The 15218-nt window shown below is 61.5% G+C and carries 19 protein-coding genes and 1 tRNA gene; 10 read left to right on the top strand and 10 right to left on the bottom strand.

The features are described from left to right. Positions 1-103: 103 nt before the first annotated feature. The 4 genes from FF124_RS01760 to FF124_RS01745 form a co-directional block, all read right to left on the bottom strand. Positions 104-310 (bottom strand): hypothetical protein, encoded by a 207-nt coding sequence (locus FF124_RS01760; protein ID WP_138746750.1) that lies wholly within the window; start codon positions 308-310, stop codon positions 104-106. A 204-nt stretch (positions 311-514) separates the two neighbouring features. Beyond that, positions 515-892: a helix-turn-helix domain-containing protein gene (locus FF124_RS01755; protein WP_138746975.1), complete on the bottom strand. Its 378-nt coding sequence runs from the start codon at positions 890-892 to the stop codon at positions 515-517. Beyond that, the gene (locus tag FF124_RS01750; protein ID WP_138746749.1) at positions 864-1457 is read right to left on the bottom strand and encodes a Smr/MutS family protein; all 594 of its coding nucleotides are present in this window, start codon (positions 1455-1457) and stop codon (positions 864-866) included. The genes FF124_RS01755 and FF124_RS01750 overlap by 29 nt, the downstream gene beginning before the upstream one ends. A gap of 68 nt (positions 1458-1525) precedes the next feature. After that, positions 1526-2227, bottom strand: coding sequence for a Tim44/TimA family putative adaptor protein (locus FF124_RS01745; RefSeq protein ID WP_138746748.1), 702 nt, complete (start codon positions 2225-2227; stop codon positions 1526-1528). Between the two features lie 141 nt (positions 2228-2368). Here FF124_RS01745 and FF124_RS01740 point away from each other — a divergent pair, with 141 nt between their 5' ends. Beyond that, on the top strand, positions 2369-2923 hold the full coding sequence (locus FF124_RS01740) for an FxsA family protein (RefSeq protein ID WP_138746747.1): 555 nt from the start codon (positions 2369-2371) through the stop codon (positions 2921-2923). A gap of 128 nt (positions 2924-3051) precedes the next feature. Then, positions 3052-3534 (top strand): protein-export chaperone SecB, encoded by a 483-nt coding sequence (gene secB / locus FF124_RS01735; protein ID WP_138746746.1) that lies wholly within the window; start codon positions 3052-3054, stop codon positions 3532-3534. Positions 3535-3989: 455 nt separating this feature from the next. On the opposite strand, the gene FF124_RS01730 is transcribed toward secB, so the two are convergent. Further along, positions 3990-5282, bottom strand: coding sequence for an Hsp70 family protein (locus FF124_RS01730; RefSeq protein ID WP_138746745.1), 1293 nt, complete (start codon positions 5280-5282; stop codon positions 3990-3992). Positions 5283-5420: 138 nt separating this feature from the next. After that, positions 5421-6374 (bottom strand): bifunctional enoyl-CoA hydratase/phosphate acetyltransferase, encoded by a 954-nt coding sequence (locus tag FF124_RS01725; protein ID WP_210237417.1) that lies wholly within the window; start codon positions 6372-6374, stop codon positions 5421-5423. A 527-nt stretch (positions 6375-6901) separates the two neighbouring features. Here FF124_RS01725 and FF124_RS01720 point away from each other — a divergent pair. Beyond that, positions 6902-7240 carry an MliC family protein gene (locus FF124_RS01720; RefSeq protein WP_187326768.1) on the top strand — a complete coding sequence of 113 codons (339 nt, stop codon included), beginning with the start codon at positions 6902-6904 and terminating at the stop codon, positions 7238-7240. 6 nt (positions 7241-7246) lie between these two features. Further along, positions 7247-7780 (top strand): AAA family ATPase, encoded by a 534-nt coding sequence (locus FF124_RS01715; protein WP_138746742.1) that lies wholly within the window; start codon positions 7247-7249, stop codon positions 7778-7780. Here the strand turns inward: FF124_RS01715 and FF124_RS01710 are convergent. Beyond that, positions 7774-8169 (bottom strand): VOC family protein, encoded by a 396-nt coding sequence (locus FF124_RS01710; RefSeq protein ID WP_138746741.1) that lies wholly within the window; start codon positions 8167-8169, stop codon positions 7774-7776. The two genes, FF124_RS01715 and FF124_RS01710, sit on opposite strands and share 7 nt — an antisense overlap. Before the next feature lie 190 nt (positions 8170-8359). Between FF124_RS01710 and FF124_RS01705 the strand changes: the two genes are divergently transcribed. The 5 genes from FF124_RS01705 to socB all read left to right on the top strand — a co-directional run bounded on the left by FF124_RS01705 (position 8360) and on the right by socB (position 11615). Further along, complete coding sequence (locus FF124_RS01705; protein WP_187326767.1) at positions 8360-9250, top strand: DMT family transporter; 891 nt, start codon at positions 8360-8362, stop codon at positions 9248-9250. 151 nt (positions 9251-9401) lie between these two features. Beyond that, entirely contained in the window at positions 9402-9998 is a 597-nt protein-coding gene (gene folE, locus FF124_RS01700) for a GTP cyclohydrolase I FolE (RefSeq protein ID WP_246072144.1), read from the top strand. Positions 9999-10247: 249 nt separating this feature from the next. Then, positions 10248-10323, top strand: a tRNA-Thr gene (locus FF124_RS01695). A 40-nt stretch (positions 10324-10363) separates the two neighbouring features. Continuing rightward, a complete protein-coding gene (socA, locus tag FF124_RS01690) occupies positions 10364-10915 on the top strand; it encodes a type VI toxin-antitoxin system SocA family antitoxin (protein ID WP_138746739.1) in 552 nt (183 codons plus the stop codon). Then, entirely contained in the window at positions 10893-11615 is a 723-nt protein-coding gene (gene socB / locus FF124_RS01685; RefSeq protein WP_138746738.1) for a type VI toxin-antitoxin system SocB family DNA replication inhibitor toxin, read from the top strand. Before socA ends, socB begins: the two co-directional genes overlap by 23 nt. A gap of 6 nt (positions 11616-11621) precedes the next feature. On the opposite strand, the gene FF124_RS01680 is transcribed toward socB, so the two are convergent. After that, positions 11622-11909 (bottom strand): hypothetical protein, encoded by a 288-nt coding sequence (locus tag FF124_RS01680; protein ID WP_246072143.1) that lies wholly within the window; start codon positions 11907-11909, stop codon positions 11622-11624. A gap of 123 nt (positions 11910-12032) precedes the next feature. Here FF124_RS01680 and FF124_RS01675 point away from each other — a divergent pair, with 123 nt between their 5' ends. Then, on the top strand, positions 12033-12251 hold the full coding sequence (locus FF124_RS01675) for a helix-turn-helix domain-containing protein (protein WP_187326766.1): 219 nt from the start codon (positions 12033-12035) through the stop codon (positions 12249-12251). A 343-nt stretch (positions 12252-12594) separates the two neighbouring features. On the opposite strand, the gene FF124_RS01670 is transcribed toward FF124_RS01675, so the two are convergent. Continuing rightward, positions 12595-14895 (bottom strand): virulence-associated E family protein, encoded by a 2301-nt coding sequence (locus tag FF124_RS01670; RefSeq protein WP_187326765.1) that lies wholly within the window; start codon positions 14893-14895, stop codon positions 12595-12597. Further along, positions 14888-15160 carry a helix-turn-helix transcriptional regulator gene (locus FF124_RS20495; RefSeq protein ID WP_187326764.1) on the bottom strand — a complete coding sequence of 91 codons (273 nt, stop codon included), beginning with the start codon at positions 15158-15160 and terminating at the stop codon, positions 14888-14890. The genes FF124_RS01670 and FF124_RS20495 overlap by 8 nt, the downstream gene beginning before the upstream one ends. Between the last annotated feature and the right edge of the window lie 58 nt (positions 15161-15218).

Here is a 15218-nt window from a genome sequence, read left to right as displayed (position 1 = left end):
CCGCTCTCTCTTTGTTTTGGCGCATTTTCGCGGGCGACAGGTAAATCCACCTGACTGCGAAATGCTGTAGTCAGTCGAAACCGAGGCAGTGGAAAGACGTCAGTCAGCCCGCCTTGCGGCGGGTCCAGCGCTCATTGGGCTCGATCAGCGCCGCATCGGCGAAGGTCGCCATCTCGTGCTCGGCCCTGTCATGGGTCAGGATGCCGTTCCAGTGAAGGTAGAGATAGCTGTCGCGGATGATCTGGTTGGTCGAGGGGATGTTTGCCGCAGTGCTGCGGACGCGATTGGACTGGGCGGCCGTCGGGGCCATGACCTTCTCCATGGAATGCTTGCAATGTTCGGGAGGCGCTTACCGGCGGGAAACGTCTTCGCATTCGAGGCCCCATACAAGTCTTGCAGGGCCGGATGCAGAGAACCTCTTGGCCAGAAGCTGTATCGAGGCCCCGAATGCAGTTTCACCCTAGTAAAACTGCCGCCGTTCATCTTTGATCTCCCTCAAATTTCGTGAAGATCGTCACTTTTGAAGGGATAAGGGGGCCAGTTTCCGGTCAACAAGGCCGTCGAGTTCGCCGATCGCCTCTTCGTCGAGCTGGCCGATGATGCGCGACAGGCGGTTGGCAAAGGCGGTGTGGGCGGCCGAAAGGCCTGCCGTGTCGATCACGACGCGCGGATCGGACTGGTCGGCGATGGCAAACAGCGCCTCGGCATCGTCCCAGATAATATGAAAATAGCCGGCCACGCGCTGGAGAAAGTCGAAACTCGGCTTGCCGCGTCGGCCATGCTCGAGCGCGGAGAGATAGGCCGCCGAAACGCCGATGGCCTCGGCCATCTCTTTCTGCGACACGCCGCGCTCTGCCCTCAGCTTACGAACGGCTTCTCCGAACGGCGTCATGCTCATGTCCCCTTCTTCGGGCAAGGCGCACGTAGAGCGCGCCTTCGCCGCCATGCTGGCGGGCCGCCGTCTCGTAGGACGAAATCAGCGGCCGGAAATCCGGCAGCGAAAACCACATCGGCACGGCCCGCTTCAGCGCGCCGTCGCTGCCGATCGAACCGCCCTTGCCGGTGATCACCAGAATATGCCGGTGTCCCCTGTCATGGGCGCGGTGCAGGAATGCCAGAAGCAGCGCATGCGCCTCGTCCTGAAACAGGCCGTGCAGGTCGATCCTGGCGTCGATTGCAAGCCGGCCGCTCGCCAGCTTGCGCTTGACCGGCCGTTCCAGCGGGTGATGCCTGCGGGACTTCTCCGCTTCCGGCTTCTTCGGCAGCGCCAGCGGCGAAACGCTGGTCTTTCCTGTGTCGGTCTTTTTGCCGTCAGCGACAATGCCATTCATCAGGTCGGGAAAACTTTCCGGGGCGGATGCCGGCTTTTCCAGCTTCTTGCCGGGAAGCGGGCGGGCCGTGCGCGCGACCTTCATCCACAAGTCCCGTTCTTCTGTGGAGAGCTTCCGGCGGCTCATCGTGAAAGAAACTCCCGGCAAGAAGAGGCGGCGCCGAAACGCCGCCCCCAACGAAACACTGGCAAGGCCTATTCGGAGGCGGTCGCGATCAGCTTCCAGTTCGGGTCGCGCGCCCGCGTGTCGCGCGCAAACGTCCAGAGATCCCGGATCTCGGCAATCTGCTCGGCGTCACCGTCAACGATCTCGCCGTCCTTGCCATAGGTGGCGGAGATCATCTGGCTGACAATCCTGAGCGTGATACGGGCCTCGGTCTTGTCGACCTCCGCCTCGGTGATCTCGGCCTTCTCGATGCCGACAAAGCTCGCCTTGACGGATTCGCCATTTGCCTCGCGCTCGCTGATGGCGGCGTTGAAGCCCTCATAGACTTCCTTCGACAGGAGGCCCTTCAGCGTGCGACGGTCTCCGTCGGCAAAGGCCATGACGATCATCTCATAGGCCGCGTTCGCGCCCTTCATGAAGGCTGTCGGCTCGAATTGCGGATCGGCCTCGACAATGGCCCGCAACCCCCTGTTCGCCTCGCTGCCCTCCGGCGCGATCTTGTCGACGGCGGCAAGCCGCTCGGCCTTGTTCTCCTTCTCAGTGCCGGGCAGCGTGATCACATTGCCCTCCTGGCGGGCAGCATCGGTCGCGTCCGCGCGCGAGCGGACCGGGGTCTGTTCGTAGCGCGGCTTCTCATTGCCGGTGCGGCGGCCCAGAACATTGCGGAGCTGGAAAAAAATCACCACCGCAGCAATCAGGAAGAAGAGTGTTACGAGATCGCTTGTGCCCATTTTGGTGTTAACCGCCGTTTTCCCTGTTGTTTCCACTCCCCATATAGACTTCACAGGGCCATGATTCAAATGTAACACTTCGTAGAAAGGCGTTCATTTCGTCATGATCATAAACGAAGACGGACCGAACAGGAAACCGATTTGCCGCTTCTGATTGTCATCATTCTCTTCCCCTTCGTGGAAATCGCCGGGTTCATCATTGTCGGGCGGGCCATCGGCCTGTTTCCGACGCTGGGCCTGATCGTCCTCACCGCCGTGATCGGGGCAATCCTGTTGCGCGTGCAGGGCTTTTCCGTGCTGCAGCGCCTGCAGACGGATGTGCGCGACGGCGGCGATCCGGGCCGCGAGATGGTGCACGGGGCGATGATCGTGCTTGCCGGCATTCTGCTGCTCATTCCCGGCTTCGTCACCGACATCATCGGTTTCCTGCTGTTTATCCCGCCCTTCCGCGATTTCGTCTGGCGGCGGATCAGCCGGAACATGGTCGTGGTCTCGCAGGGCTCCGGCTTCTTTCGCGCCGGGCCGGGACCGGGCGGACCGCGCAGCAAGCCGGGCGGCAAGGGGCCGACCGTGGTCGATCTCGACGCCGAGGACTTTTCCTCCGGTGCCTCCGACCCGAACTCTCCATGGGCGGAACGCGACAGGCTCGATGACGAGCGCTCCGACGACGACAGGAAAAACGACAGGGACCGCTAGAAGGCGAAAAGCCGGGACGATCGGTCACGCGCCCTGCGTCACGGGCTCTTCAGGGGGCGCCAAGGGTTGTGCGCTCGTCCCCTAAATGCTAACTGGCAATCCAAATTGACCACTCGAAAGGACGCGAAATGGCAGAGGAAAACGGCGCTGAAAAGAAGCAGAGCCCGTCGCTCAGCATTCTGACGCAGTACATCAAGGATCTTTCCTTCGAAAATCCCGGCGCCCCGGCTTCGCTGCAGAAGCGTGAAGGCCAGCCGAACATCAACATCAGTGTCAATGTCAACGCCAATCCGCTTGGCGAGGACAATTACGACATTCTGCTTTCGCTGAAGGCCGAGGCCAAGTCCAAAGACAAGACGTTGTTCCTGTGCGAGCTGGTTTATGGCGGCGTCTTCCGCGTGGCGAACTTCCCCAAGGAGCACGTGCTGCCGATGCTGTTCATCGAATGCCCGCGCCTGCTCTTCCCCTTCGCCCGCCAGATCGTGGCGGATGCCACCCGCAATGGCGGCTACCCGCCGCTTCTGGTCGACCCGATCGACTTCGCGCAGATGTTCCAGAAGCGCATGGCCGAGGAACAGGCCCGCGCCAAGGTCCAGCAGCCCGCCAACTGAGCGGACTGACAAGAGCTTCAGGAAAGACCCGGCCTTCGCGCCGGGTTTTTTTTTTTTGTTGACGATGCTCTCGTCACCCTCATTCGTCATGCTGGCCTAGAGCCGGCATCCAGGGCCAAGAATCGAGAATCACCGCGATTAAGGCACTGTTATAAAACGTGTTTGTGGCCCTGGATCCTCGGGTCAAGCCCGAGGATGACCCGGTACGGGTAGGGAGGGGCCTTTTCAACCGACGCCTCGATGAGAAACGCGATGTCCTGAAATCCGGGTAGGATACAATACTGAGCGGTTTCAACGCTTTTCAACGTTCTCGTGATTTTAAACCGGACACCAGTGGCTCAAGACCGGGGTGACGGAGAATGTAAGCAGGCTCTTTGCTTTAGCAACAGGCTTTTTCAGCAGTCTGAACCCGGCACCCATGGCCGGTTTTTGTCCGGCGCGCGTTTACGAAGCGCTCAGACTTCGTGCGGAAAACTCTCTTCAGTCCCGATCAGCGCCAGACCGTGCGCGATCGAGAGAAGCTCGCCGCCGGTTTCGATGCGGGAGGCGTCGAAGCGATTTTCGAAGATGTTGCGGACGGCCGGCACGAAGGAGGAGCCGCCGGTCAGGAACACCTTGTCGATCTCGGTTGCGGCGATGCCTGCCCCCGTGATCGCCTCGTCGAGCGCCTCTTCCATCTGCCGCAGCTCGCCCGATATCCAGCCCTCGAAATCTGTGCGGCGCACGGAGCGGCGGCTGTCGCGGCCGAGCGGGGCAAAGAAGAACTCTGCCTCGTCTTGCACCGAAAGCGCTCTCTTGGTGGCCGAGACTGCTTCATAAAGCGGATACCCCTCGTCGTTTTCGATGAGCTCGATGAAGAGCTCCAACGCCTCCGGGTCGCTTGCGTCCCGCACCAGGCTTTTCAGGTCGGCAAAATCGCGCGTGGTCTTGAAGATCGACAGCTGGCTCCAGCGGCCGAAGCTTGCATAATAGTTCGACGGCACGTCGAGTTTCTTGCCAAAGCTCCTGTAAGTCGTGCCCTTGCCGAGCATCGGGCTCACCACATTGTCGATGATGCGATAGTCGAACATGTCGCCGGCAACGCCGACGCCGGAATGCGACAGCGGTTCGGCGGAAAGCCTGCCTGCGCTTTTCGAGAACCGGATGATCGAATAGTCGGTGGTGCCGCCGCCGAAATCGGCCACCAGAACATTGCCGTCCGACCTGAGCCGGCTGGCGAAATACCAGGCGGCCGCCACCGGCTCCAGCACGAAGCGGATTTCCGGGAAGCCGAAGCGTGAAAGCGCGTCATTGTAGCGCTCCAGCGCCAGCGTCTCGTCGGCGCCGATGCCGGCAAAGCGCACCGGACGGCCGGCAACCACACGGGCAACATCGCCGGGCCAGCCATCGCCCGCATAGGCCATCAGCTTTTCCAGGAATACCGCCATCAGGTCGGCAAAGCTGTGGCGACGGCCGAGCACGGCCGTCTCCGAAAATAGCGGGCTTGCCGCATAGGTCTTGATCGACTGCAGGAAACGGCATTCGCCGGGATGGTCGATCAGCGTGCGGATCGCCGCTGCGCCCGCTTCCGTGACAAGCGGCGCGCCGACGGCGGCCTTTCGGTCCTTCATGAAGGAAAGGCAGGTGCGCATCGTATCGGTCGTTCCCGCCAGGCTCTCGAATGTCAGCGAGCGGGTTTCTCCCTCGCCATCCGCGGGAAGCGCGATCACGGTATTGGTCGTGCCGAAGTCCAAGCCGAGCGCGGTCATGACGCCGTCCTTTTGATCGATGGAAATGTCTTGCGAAGGGCGGCGGTTATACGCCTTTGGGACGGCATGGCAAGACGCGGGCATGAAAAAGCCGTCGCAACTTTCGCCGCGACGGCCTCAGGCTCGGTTCGTCGCTGCTCAGAGCGCCGGGAACCGGCCGTTGCGGCGGGCATCCGCCATGAGGGCCGCAATCGCGCAGGAGCCGATACGGGCCTGCGCGCCATCGGCGCGGCTTGTCAGGATGATCGGAATGCGGGCGCCGAGGATGATGCCCGAGGAGGTGGCGCCGCCGAGAAGCACGAGCTGCTTGGCCAGCATGTTGCCGGATTCCAGGTCAGGCGTCAGCAGGATATCGGCATCGCCGGAAACGACGGACGAGATGCCCTTGATCTTGGCGGCCTCCAGGCTGATCGCATTGTCGAAGGCCAGCGGCCCGTCGACGATGGCATTGGTGATCTGTCCGCGATCGGCCATCTTCGACAGGCAGGCGGCGTCGATGGTCGACTGGATCGCGGGGTTGACGGTTTCAACGGCCGAAAGCACGGCGACCTTCGGCGTGATCTCGACATCGGAGATCGCGATCATCAGGTCGATGGCGTTCTGGGCGATGTCGACCTTGGCGGCGAGATCCGGCTTGATGTTCATCGCCGCGTCGGTGATGAAGAAGGGCTTGGGATATTCCGGGTCGACCATGGCGAAGACATGGGAGACACGGCGGCCGGTGCGCAGTCCGGCATCCTTCTTGATCACGGCGCCCATATATTCGTCGGTGTGCAGGCTGCCCTTCATCAGCGCCTCGGCCTCGCCCTTGCTGGCGAGGGCGACAGCCTGTGCGGCGGAGGCATGGCTGTGCGGCGTGTCGATGATCCTGTAGGCGGAAATGTCGATCTCATTCTCGTCGGCAATCGCCTTGATCTTGCTTTCCGGGCCAACAAGAATCGGTTCGATCAGGTTTTCATGGGCGGCCTCGACGGCGCCCAGAAGCGCGTCGCGGCTGCAGGGATGCACAACGGCGGTGGCGATTGCGGGCTTCTGCGCGGCGCGTTCGATGAAATTCTTGTTGAAGCCTGCGACGTCGAATTTGTCGGCCATCGTGGAATACTCCTTGGGTGATCGGGTTATGCTCGGGAGGTTTGGGCTGAAGAGGGCGGAAGAAAGGTTGTTACGGCTGCATGCGTTTCCGCGACCGAACGGCGCGCGGCGCAGAGTGAGGCCTTTGGGAGGGCGAGGCTTTGCTCCGGTTCTTCTGCCATATCGGTCTCTTCCAGTTCCCGTCATGCGCAAGTCGGCTGAGTGGACTTCGGCGAAGCCGCCGGTTAACGTGTAGCCGCTTCTGCCCGGGTGCCGCCGCGAGACGCCTTCGACTTAAGGCTAAGTTCTTGGCGCGGCCTTGAGCAAGATCAATCTGGCATATTAGAGCGCCGTGCGTCCATTCGGACGCACAAGGGACGCACTAACCTATTGAATCTACGCATCGTGCTTTCCGAAAATCGATACCGATTTTCGCGCCGATGCGCTAGTCTGCCACTGCCCATCCAAAACTTCGCTTCCGCCGGGTGGTGCGCATCAAAACACGCCAATGATAGGGAAGGTTCATGTCGAGGAAAAGAACAGTCTTGATGTCCGTCATGTTCGCGGGACTCCTGGCCGGCGCGGCGCAGGCTGAGACCGCGCTGTCGATCAAGGTGCCGGGCGGACCGGACGCGATCGATAACGAAGCCATTTATGATTGCGGCGACTTCACGCTGAAGGCGCGGTACGTGACCAGCGGCGAGATTTCGTTGGCGCGGCTGGAATGGCCGGAGCATCTGACCGTCGCCGCGCAGGTGATCGCTGCTTCCGGCGCGCGCTATGCCGCCGGTCCCTGGGTCTGGTGGACCAAGGGCGACGGGGCGACGCTCTACAATGTGATGAACGGCGAGAGTGATCCGGGCATTGCCTGCGAAACCGCATCCTGAACGAAGATGGACCGGTTCTTCGTCATTTCCGGCTGTTCGGGCGGCGGCAAGTCGAGCCTGATCGAGGCGCTCGCGGCGAAAGGCTTCGCAGTTGTCCCCGAGCCGGGCCGGCGCATCGTGGCGGAGGAAGTGGCGGGCGAGGGCATGGCGCTGCCATGGGTCGACATGGCCGCCTTTGCGCGAAGGGCGGTGGCAATGGCCGCCGCCGATCATCAGGCAATATGCGAGACCGCCGGACCGGTGTTCTTCGATCGCGGTCTGATCGATGCCGTCGCGGGCCTTTGCCATGCGACCGGGGCCGCCGAAGTCCCGGATATCGCTCGGAAGCTCCGTTACAACGCCACCGTTTTCATGACCCCGCCCTGGCCGGAGATCTACGTCACCGACGCCGAACGTCGTCACGGGCTCGATGACGGCATCGCCGAATATGAGCGGCTGATGGATTTCTACCCGAAGCTCGGCTACCGACCGGTGGTGCTGCCGAAGGCCGATATCGAGACCCGCATCCGCTTCATCCTGCAGCGGGTCGGCGTCTACTGAAAACGGCCGCCGCGCTGCAGAACCTCGATCTTGTAGCCGTCGGGATCGGTGACGAAGAAGAAGCGGGCAAAGGGCGCGCCCTCGCGCTCCATCGCGACAAGCCTGCCGACGGGAATGCCGAGACCGGTCAGCCGCCGGTGCTCGGCCTCGATGTCTTCGACGCTGACGGCAAGATGGCCGTAGCCATTGCCGAGATCATAGGCCGCGCTCTGGTCCGCATTGACCGTCAGTTCCAGCTCGAAGCCTGTCTCGGCATTGGCGAGATAGATCAGCGTGAAGCCGTCGAACGGGTAGCGATCGACCACCTCGAGGCCGAACAGAAGATTGTAGAAATCGATCGAGCGGGCTTCATCGAGCACGCGGATCATCGAATGGATCATCTTGGCCATGGCGGCGGCTCCCTTGGTTTCGTTCTCCCATAAGCCATTTGCCGCGGACGGAAAAGGCTCGGATGCGTTTCTTGCGGGGCGAACCGTTCCGGCGGTTCCGCGGCTTGACCGCCCGTGGGCGCGGGTCTATCGCGGAGCCGTGGAGACGCCATGCCGCAATGGGCGCGGGCAGGCGGAACGAGGGGCAATCATGGCATCACTGACCCGCACATCGGGCATCGGCTTTGCGGTTGCGGCGGTTGCGACGCTGTCGGGCGTCGACGCGCTCGCCAAAAGCCTTGGCGCGGAGATGTCGAGCTTCCAGGTCGCCTTCCTGCGCTACACGGTCTCGGCGCTGTTTCTTGGCCTGTTCGTCGCCGTTTTCGTGCGCCGGAGGCCAAAACCCGGCTTCATGAAGGACCATGCGCTGAAGGGGTTTCTCGCTGCCGCCACGGCCAGCCTGTTCTTCTACGGCATTGCCGGCATGCCGCTGGTCATGGCGCTGGCGCTGGCCATGACGGCGCCGATCTACATGGCCCTGCTCGGCGCCCTGGTCTTCGGCGAACGGCCCGGGCGGGCGACCTATCTGGCGCTTGTGCTTGCGGTCTCGGGCTCGGGGCTCATCGTCGCGGCAAGGGGCGCGGGGCTTGCCGGCCCTCCGGTCTCGTTTGCCGCCATTGCCGCCGGTCTTGCCGCCCCGCTTGCCTATGCCTTCACGGCGATCGCGATGAAGCGCTCGTCCGCCAATGATCATCCGATTACGCTCAGCATGATGCAGACGGCATTCGCCGCGGTCTTCTCCGCGCCGATGGCGTTTTTCCTCTGGCAGGCGCCCGATCCGGCGTTGTCCTGGCAGATCGCCCTGATCGGACTTTGCGGCGCGCTCGGCTTCATCTTTCTGGTCGCCGGGCTGAACCGCATGCCGGCCTCGCTTTATGCAGTGGTCGATTACTCCTCGCTTGTTTGGGCGGGGTTCTACGGTTTTGTCTTTTTCGATGAAATCCCGACATGGCCGACCCTTGCCGGCGGCGCGCTGATCGTGGCGGCCTGCGTGATTTCGGCAGGCTCCTCACGCGGCGCGGGCGTTCAGGACAGGCCTTGAGTTTGACATCCGCCAGGGTCTGGATCACCGGACGATTAATCTGAACCGCCCGGTGATCCAGCTCATCGTTTGCGCATCGGGCTATCGAAAAACCGGATTCCACTTTCTCGCCCGATGCTCTAAAGCATCTGCCGCAAGCAACAGGTGAAACGTGAACGATATTCCGAGACATATTGACGATCAGCGTCGCGAGACGATCATGAAGGCCGTGACCGACATTCTGGCCGCGCTCGGCGAGGATCCGGCGCGCGAGGGCCTCAGGGACACGCCGTCGCGGGTGGCGAAAATGTACATGGACGTGTTTTCCGGCCTTCATGAGGATGCCTCGGAGCACCTGAAGACCGTGTTCACCGAAGACGGCCATGACGAGATCGTCATCGTCAGGGACATTGCCTTCCATACGATGTGCGAGCACCACCTCCTGCCCTTCTTCGGAAGAGCGCATATCGCCTATCTGCCCGATGACGGACGGCTGACCGGCCTTTCCAAGCTCGCCCGCGTGGTCGAAACGCTTGCCCGCCGGCCGCAGCTTCAGGAGCGGTTGACCGGCCAGATCGCCGACGCGATCGAAGCCGTCCTCAGGCCGAAGGGCGTGATGGTGTTGGCAGAGGCGCGCCACATGTGCATGGAGATGCGCGGCATCAAGGCTCACGGCGCCAAGACCGTCACGCTGGTTTCGCGCGGCGTCTTCAAGACCGATCCCGCACAGCGCGCCGAGACCCTTGCCCTGCTGCGTGGCCCCGTCTGACAAAGACCGCATGTCCTGTATCTTTTTTTGCCGCGCTGCAGGCAAAGACGCTTGAAAAACCCGCCAAGAGCCTGTAACAGCCCCATGCATCGCAACGCGCTCGCCGCGTTCGGGCCGCTTTAGCTCAGTTGGTAGAGCACATCATTCGTAATTACCGGGTCCGCCCGAGAATGACGTGCGAAGCCAGTGGGTTGGCGGGTGACAGAATAAAATAGTAGGGCCATAGTAGGCCGGCCCTGCGCTTGGAATGCCGCTTTAGCTCAGTTGGTAGAGCACATCATTCGTAATGATGGGGTCACGTGTTCGAGTCACGTAAGCGGCACCACTTCCAAGACATCGATAGAGGAAGTGCCAAAAGTGCAGCTATGACCGATGGCCCATATGATCCAAGAGCAATAGCGAACCTCATGCTTGAGGAGGCAGACCGCTCGGGAATATCGGTTACCAATCTTGCGCTTCAAAAACTCCTTTACTTTGCCCATGCGATTTTTCTTGTCGAAACTAAGCGACCACTCGTCAGCGGTTATTTCGAAGCCTGGCGTTACGGTCCGGTTCATCCCGCTGCCTATTCGGCATTCAAGATGGCTGGCAGTTCACCCATCGACTTCAGGGCCACCAGCCAAGATGTCTTGACCGGCGAGCGTTTCGCTCTCGAAGTACCGGACGCGCTATCCGTCCGTCGCCATATCGCGCGAATAATGTCATCCTATGGCCAGCTTTCCCCCGGTCGTCTTGTTGATATCTCTCACGCCAAGGGTGCACCGTGGCACTTTATTGCGGACAAAGGCAGAACATCTGTTGCACTGGGGCTTCGAATCCCTGATGATGTGATCGTTAACCGATTCAAATTTCATAAGATTTCGGTTGGCGAGAGCACCGTCGCGGGAGAACCGGATGAAGATACGCCGCTTACCTGAAATAGACTTGGCACGGATCGCGCATCTGCCGACCGATCAAAAGCGTCGTGCCCTTGAGCACTTCAAGCTTGGGCATCCTACGATCACCTACAAGCCTGTCCGTATGCGGTTTGCCGACATATTCAATGTTCAGCCGGATATGTTCTCCGCAGCTGACGCCATCGAATGGACGGTGCTGGAACGCCTGATAAGATCGAAGGCGACCTCCGACGATGAGCGCATTGCGAACCTACTTGTGGCCAAAGGTTTGCATCTGTTCGCACAGGACAATGCGTTGCGCAGTCGAACCCAAGGCTTCTTTCCGTTGGCACTTAGTGTTGGCGAGAAAGTTGAATACTGGCTGCCAATGGTGACGGCATTCGAGGGTTCCCCTCTGGTCCTTTTCGTCGATCCTCGGCGGTCAAAGCAATTGACGGCGGAGGCCCGACGTTTCGTATTTTCCATGATGCATGAGCATATTCGTGTCTCAGACCCGGACTTTGGCACCTCACGTCTCGGCATCATTCAGTTTGGCAATGCGATCGAAGACCAGCGCCCGGTGAAGATGTGGACCGATCAGGGGATCGATCTTTATGGGTTCGAGCAACTCGATCAGATGGTGAGCGAAACATATGCCATCTGGCGCGAGGTTAGCGAGGAACGCGAGGCAGATGTCCGACGCAAAGCCGCTGGTGGCGGTCATGGACCTCTGTTCGACTGATGCCCTTCAGCGCGCTTTCAGTCGCCGTTTCACGGCCTTCCGCACGCGCCGCCAGTATGTCTGTTCCGCACCGTCGCTTCGATACCACGCGTCGTGTTGCCGCAATAAGGCTTCCTCTGCGGGATCGGCGAAGTGTTCAATGAGTTCGTCGGCAACACGCGTGATCTCCTCGGAGGGTATCAGTCGCGGTTTGATGGAGTCCGTCCAGATGCCCCACGCGATCAGTCCGACGAAGATGATCAGCTGAATACCGCAGAAGACCAGAATTAGCCCGGCAAGAAGCTTGATTGACATATCCCACATCGCAGACCTCGACCTGTTGCGATGTAGCCTATAGTCAACATTCCTTCTGCGAAAGCCAAAATTGAGATTCATCGTCCGTGGGCTTATCGTCTTCATTCGTGACTTATTGCGCCCATGGAAGACGTGCGCGCGATACTCGCTCGAAACATAAAGGCTGCCCGCAGACGGCTGAATATCTCGCAGGAAGAACTTGCCGCGCGGGCCGAGATCGACCGCACCTATGTCTCGGGCATCGAGCGCCAGGTTAGGAACCCAACGATCACCGTTGTTGCAAGATTTGCAGAGGCCCTGGAGACCACCACGGCAAACTTGCTTGATGGCAATAGCCGGTAGTTGCCCCCGAAACACGACGTTCCCGCGACGATCACGCGCTGCAAAGCCACGGCCGCCACCCATAACCCCGCTCAGCGGCCCGTCGGAGGCCGTCAGACGCGCTCGGCGCGTTTGTGCTGGGTTATAGCCCGCCGCGCCTGGCGGCCTCGGAGGGCCGTATGCGGGCGGCGGTGCAGTCCGGTCAACCTGCCCATAGCTGGCGGCAGCGGGTGTAACCTGTAACCGTAACCTTGGCCCCAAAAAGACAAACGGGAGGAGGGGGAGTATGGCGCTCCCCCTTGCCGCCGCGCGGCACCGCGCCCGGCACCGTTACGCGGGTTACGGTTACGGCATTGGCGTATATTCAAAATGGCGGTTCCACGTCGGACGAGCCTGCCTTGACCCGCTCCAGCGTGGGTATGCCGCCATCGCCGCGCCGAGCGACCCATTCCGCCTTGCGCTCATCGTCGGTGCCGCGCGCAAAACCCTTGCGCGGCGAGATGCCGTCCTGGCCGGGATCGTGCAGACGGAAGGTGTTATAATCCCAACCGATCCTGTCCATGATCGCCCGCAGGCGTTGCGCCTCCGGTGCCCGCATCCTGCCACCCTCGAAGCCGAGGAGGAGCTTGACGCTTTCCAGCGAGACGCGGCCTGTGCGCTCGCCGAACCAATCTTCGAGCACGGGTTCGAAGGTGTCCTCGACAAGCCGCACGGTCTGCACGTCCGCCGCCGCCTGCCAGAGGTGGCGCGGCAGCCCGATCTCCTCGCCGGCCCGTTCCCGCACCACCGCCTCGGCCCAGAGCTGGTGCACGTCTTCCTTCAGCCTCGCCAGGTCGATTTCGCCCACCTTCACGGGCCAGAAACGGCGATTGCCGGTCAGGTCGCGAAGATAGGCGTCTTCATTGGTGGTGCCGATAATGATGCAGTGCCGCCGATAGCCGCGCGCATCGTGGCCGTAGGCCTTGCGGTAGTTATCCGTGTCCGTGCTGAGGAATTTCTTCAGGCTCTGGCTCGTGGTGTGGTTCATGCCGTCGAGCTCCTGGCACTCGACAATCCAGGCGCGGGCGAGCAGCTCGGCCTTGGTCTTGTCGTCGCTTTTCAGATCGAGATTGCCGCAAAACCATTCCTTGCGGACGGCAAGCCGTTCCGCGAGGCCAGACTTGCCGGCACCTTGCGGACCTTCGAGCACCAGCATCGTATCGAACTTGACGCCGGGCTGCTTGATCCGTCGCACACCGGCAATCAGCAGCTTGGAGCCGAAGGCGCGGTTGAGCTGGCTATCCTCGGCACCGCAATAGTCCCTCAGCCATGTGTCGATGCGCGGTGTGCCATCCCAGGCGAGACCGTCGAGATAGTCGATGACCGGATGATAGGCCTGGTCGTGGGCAACCGCGATCAGCTCCCGCCTGACGGCGCTCGGGCTTGCCTTGAAGTGCAGGTCCCGCAGGAACTTGCTGCTCAGGATTTCGATGATCTCGTTGAGGTCGCGGTCGTCGAGACCCTGGCCCGTGATCTCATCGGCATTGACAAAGAGGTTTCGGCGCGCGTCTACGCCGAGCCGCATCAGCGCGTAGCGGACATTGTCGGGATGGTCCTTCAGCGGGTTGCCTTCGAGGCTCGTTTTCGGCCAGTCGCCGCGCCTGGCCTCGATATAGGCTAATCCCCGCGCCACCTGTCTTTGGGCGTACCGCAGCGGATTCGGGTTTTCGAGCACATGCGCGCTGATCTTCAAGCCGGGATCGGTGACGATCGAGACCACGTGGCCCGGATCGACATCTTTTCCCAGGAGCCAGATGATGGAGGCCAGAACCAGCTCGGAACGCGAATCGTAACTCTTGGCGGGCGGGTCGATGCCATCGACCAGCGCCGCAGCCCATTCCGGGCTCGGCGGTATGATCTCCGAGAGATCGTCCGGCAAGGGAAGAGGCTGGATTTCGGTCACTTCCGGCGTGACGAGCGCCCTCGAAGGGGCGGCGAGCGCCTTGGCCGTGTCCGTTTTCAGCTTGAAATCCGCCGCCATGTATTCGACGGGCGGCTTGTCGAGATCGACCGGCTCCCCCGCGAGGGCGAGCGCCGGTTCGCGCCCGGCCTCGCGCTTCTTCTGGTTCAGCCAGTTGACCGTGAACGGCACCCGCATCAATTGCGCGGGGCTCTGGGTGTTCCCCTTGCCCTGATAGACCTTCAGGATTGCAAGGTTCAACGCCTTCGCCGCCTCGCAATCCATCGGCTCCTTCAAGCGCCAGAAGGCCTGGTAGCCGCCGCCGGAAAAGCATATCGCGCTCGGTGCCGGCAAGCGCTTCGGCATTCGCTTCGGATCGGTCAGCAGGGCGAGGATGGTTTCAAGCTGCTCCGCGCGCGAGCCGGGATAGTCCTTGCCGTCGAGATCGACATGGAGAAACCGTGCGGCGGAAAGATTGCGCTTGCCCCGGCCGCCGGACAGAAACTCGCCATTCGGCAGGAAATAGATGTTCCGCTGCAGATCGCCGGCATTGTTGATGCCGACGAATTTCTCTGCGGATTCCCGCTCCTGGGGACCGTAGGTCTTCTGCACCGGGCTTTCCGGACCGACGCTGTTCATGCGCTCGAGATGCAGCGGTGCGCCCTGTGTCAGCCAGGCAAGGAAGGCGATGGCCCGTTTCGGGTCGGGTTGGAGATGGTCAGACATGATCGCTGCCCTCCGTGTTGCATTCGCCGGCGGCGAGCCAGTCGAGGACATCGGGAAGGCGATAGCGGATCGCACCGACCTTGCTGTGGGCATTCAGGCGGAGAAACTTGGGTCCCCCGCCATATATTCTTCTCTTGTGAAAGAACGACGTGCTGAGCCCGGTGAGCGTGGCGACTTCTTTCGTGGTGAGAAGCTTTTCGGGATAGGCAAAGGTGCGCAACGAGGCGGCACCGTTCGCGCGAACGGACGATGAGTTGGGATTCATGTCGAACCTACCTGTGGTAGGCCCTGCCAAGGCCGGTTAAGACACTCGGCGATCGGAA

It is taken from the genome of Martelella lutilitoris (assembly GCF_005924265.1).
In the GTDB taxonomy this organism is placed as follows: domain Bacteria; phylum Pseudomonadota; class Alphaproteobacteria; order Rhizobiales; family Rhizobiaceae; genus Martelella; species Martelella lutilitoris.
Note: the sequence above shows the minus strand (reverse complement) of the source record. Positions and strands in the feature narration are given on the sequence as shown.

What these genes read in the sequence shown, in the direction of transcription:
- FF124_RS01760 (WP_138746750.1), bottom strand. Translation starts at nt 310, where the DNA reads ATGGCCCCGACGGCCGCCCAGTCCAATCGCGTCCGCAGCACTGCGGCA.
- FF124_RS01755 (WP_138746975.1), bottom strand. Translation starts at nt 892, where the DNA reads ATGACGCCGTTCGGAGAAGCCGTTCGTAAGCTGAGGGCAGAGCGCGGC.
- FF124_RS01750 (WP_138746749.1), bottom strand. Translation starts at nt 1,457, where the DNA reads ATGAGCCGCCGGAAGCTCTCCACAGAAGAACGGGACTTGTGGATGAAG.
- FF124_RS01745 (WP_138746748.1), bottom strand. Translation starts at nt 2,227, where the DNA reads ATGGGCACAAGCGATCTCGTAACACTCTTCTTCCTGATTGCTGCGGTG.
- secB (WP_138746746.1), top strand. Translation starts at nt 3,052, where the DNA reads ATGGCAGAGGAAAACGGCGCTGAAAAGAAGCAGAGCCCGTCGCTCAGC.
- FF124_RS01730 (WP_138746745.1), bottom strand. Translation starts at nt 5,282, where the DNA reads ATGACCGCGCTCGGCTTGGACTTCGGCACGACCAATACCGTGATCGCG.
- FF124_RS01725 (WP_210237417.1), bottom strand. Translation starts at nt 6,374, where the DNA reads ATGGCCGACAAATTCGACGTCGCAGGCTTCAACAAGAATTTCATCGAA.
- FF124_RS01720 (WP_187326768.1), top strand. Translation starts at nt 6,902, where the DNA reads ATGTCCGTCATGTTCGCGGGACTCCTGGCCGGCGCGGCGCAGGCTGAG.
- FF124_RS01715 (WP_138746742.1), top strand. Translation starts at nt 7,247, where the DNA reads ATGGACCGGTTCTTCGTCATTTCCGGCTGTTCGGGCGGCGGCAAGTCG.
- FF124_RS01710 (WP_138746741.1), bottom strand. Translation starts at nt 8,169, where the DNA reads ATGGCCAAGATGATCCATTCGATGATCCGCGTGCTCGATGAAGCCCGC.
- FF124_RS01705 (WP_187326767.1), top strand. Translation starts at nt 8,360, where the DNA reads ATGGCATCACTGACCCGCACATCGGGCATCGGCTTTGCGGTTGCGGCG.
- socA (WP_138746739.1), top strand. Translation starts at nt 10,364, where the DNA reads ATGACCGATGGCCCATATGATCCAAGAGCAATAGCGAACCTCATGCTT.
- socB (WP_138746738.1), top strand. Translation starts at nt 10,893, where the DNA reads ATGAAGATACGCCGCTTACCTGAAATAGACTTGGCACGGATCGCGCAT.
- FF124_RS01680 (WP_246072143.1), bottom strand. Translation starts at nt 11,909, where the DNA reads ATGTCAATCAAGCTTCTTGCCGGGCTAATTCTGGTCTTCTGCGGTATT.
- FF124_RS01675 (WP_187326766.1), top strand. Translation starts at nt 12,033, where the DNA reads ATGGAAGACGTGCGCGCGATACTCGCTCGAAACATAAAGGCTGCCCGC.
- FF124_RS01670 (WP_187326765.1), bottom strand. Translation starts at nt 14,895, where the DNA reads ATGTCTGACCATCTCCAACCCGACCCGAAACGGGCCATCGCCTTCCTT.
- FF124_RS20495 (WP_187326764.1), bottom strand. Translation starts at nt 15,160, where the DNA reads ATGAATCCCAACTCATCGTCCGTTCGCGCGAACGGTGCCGCCTCGTTG.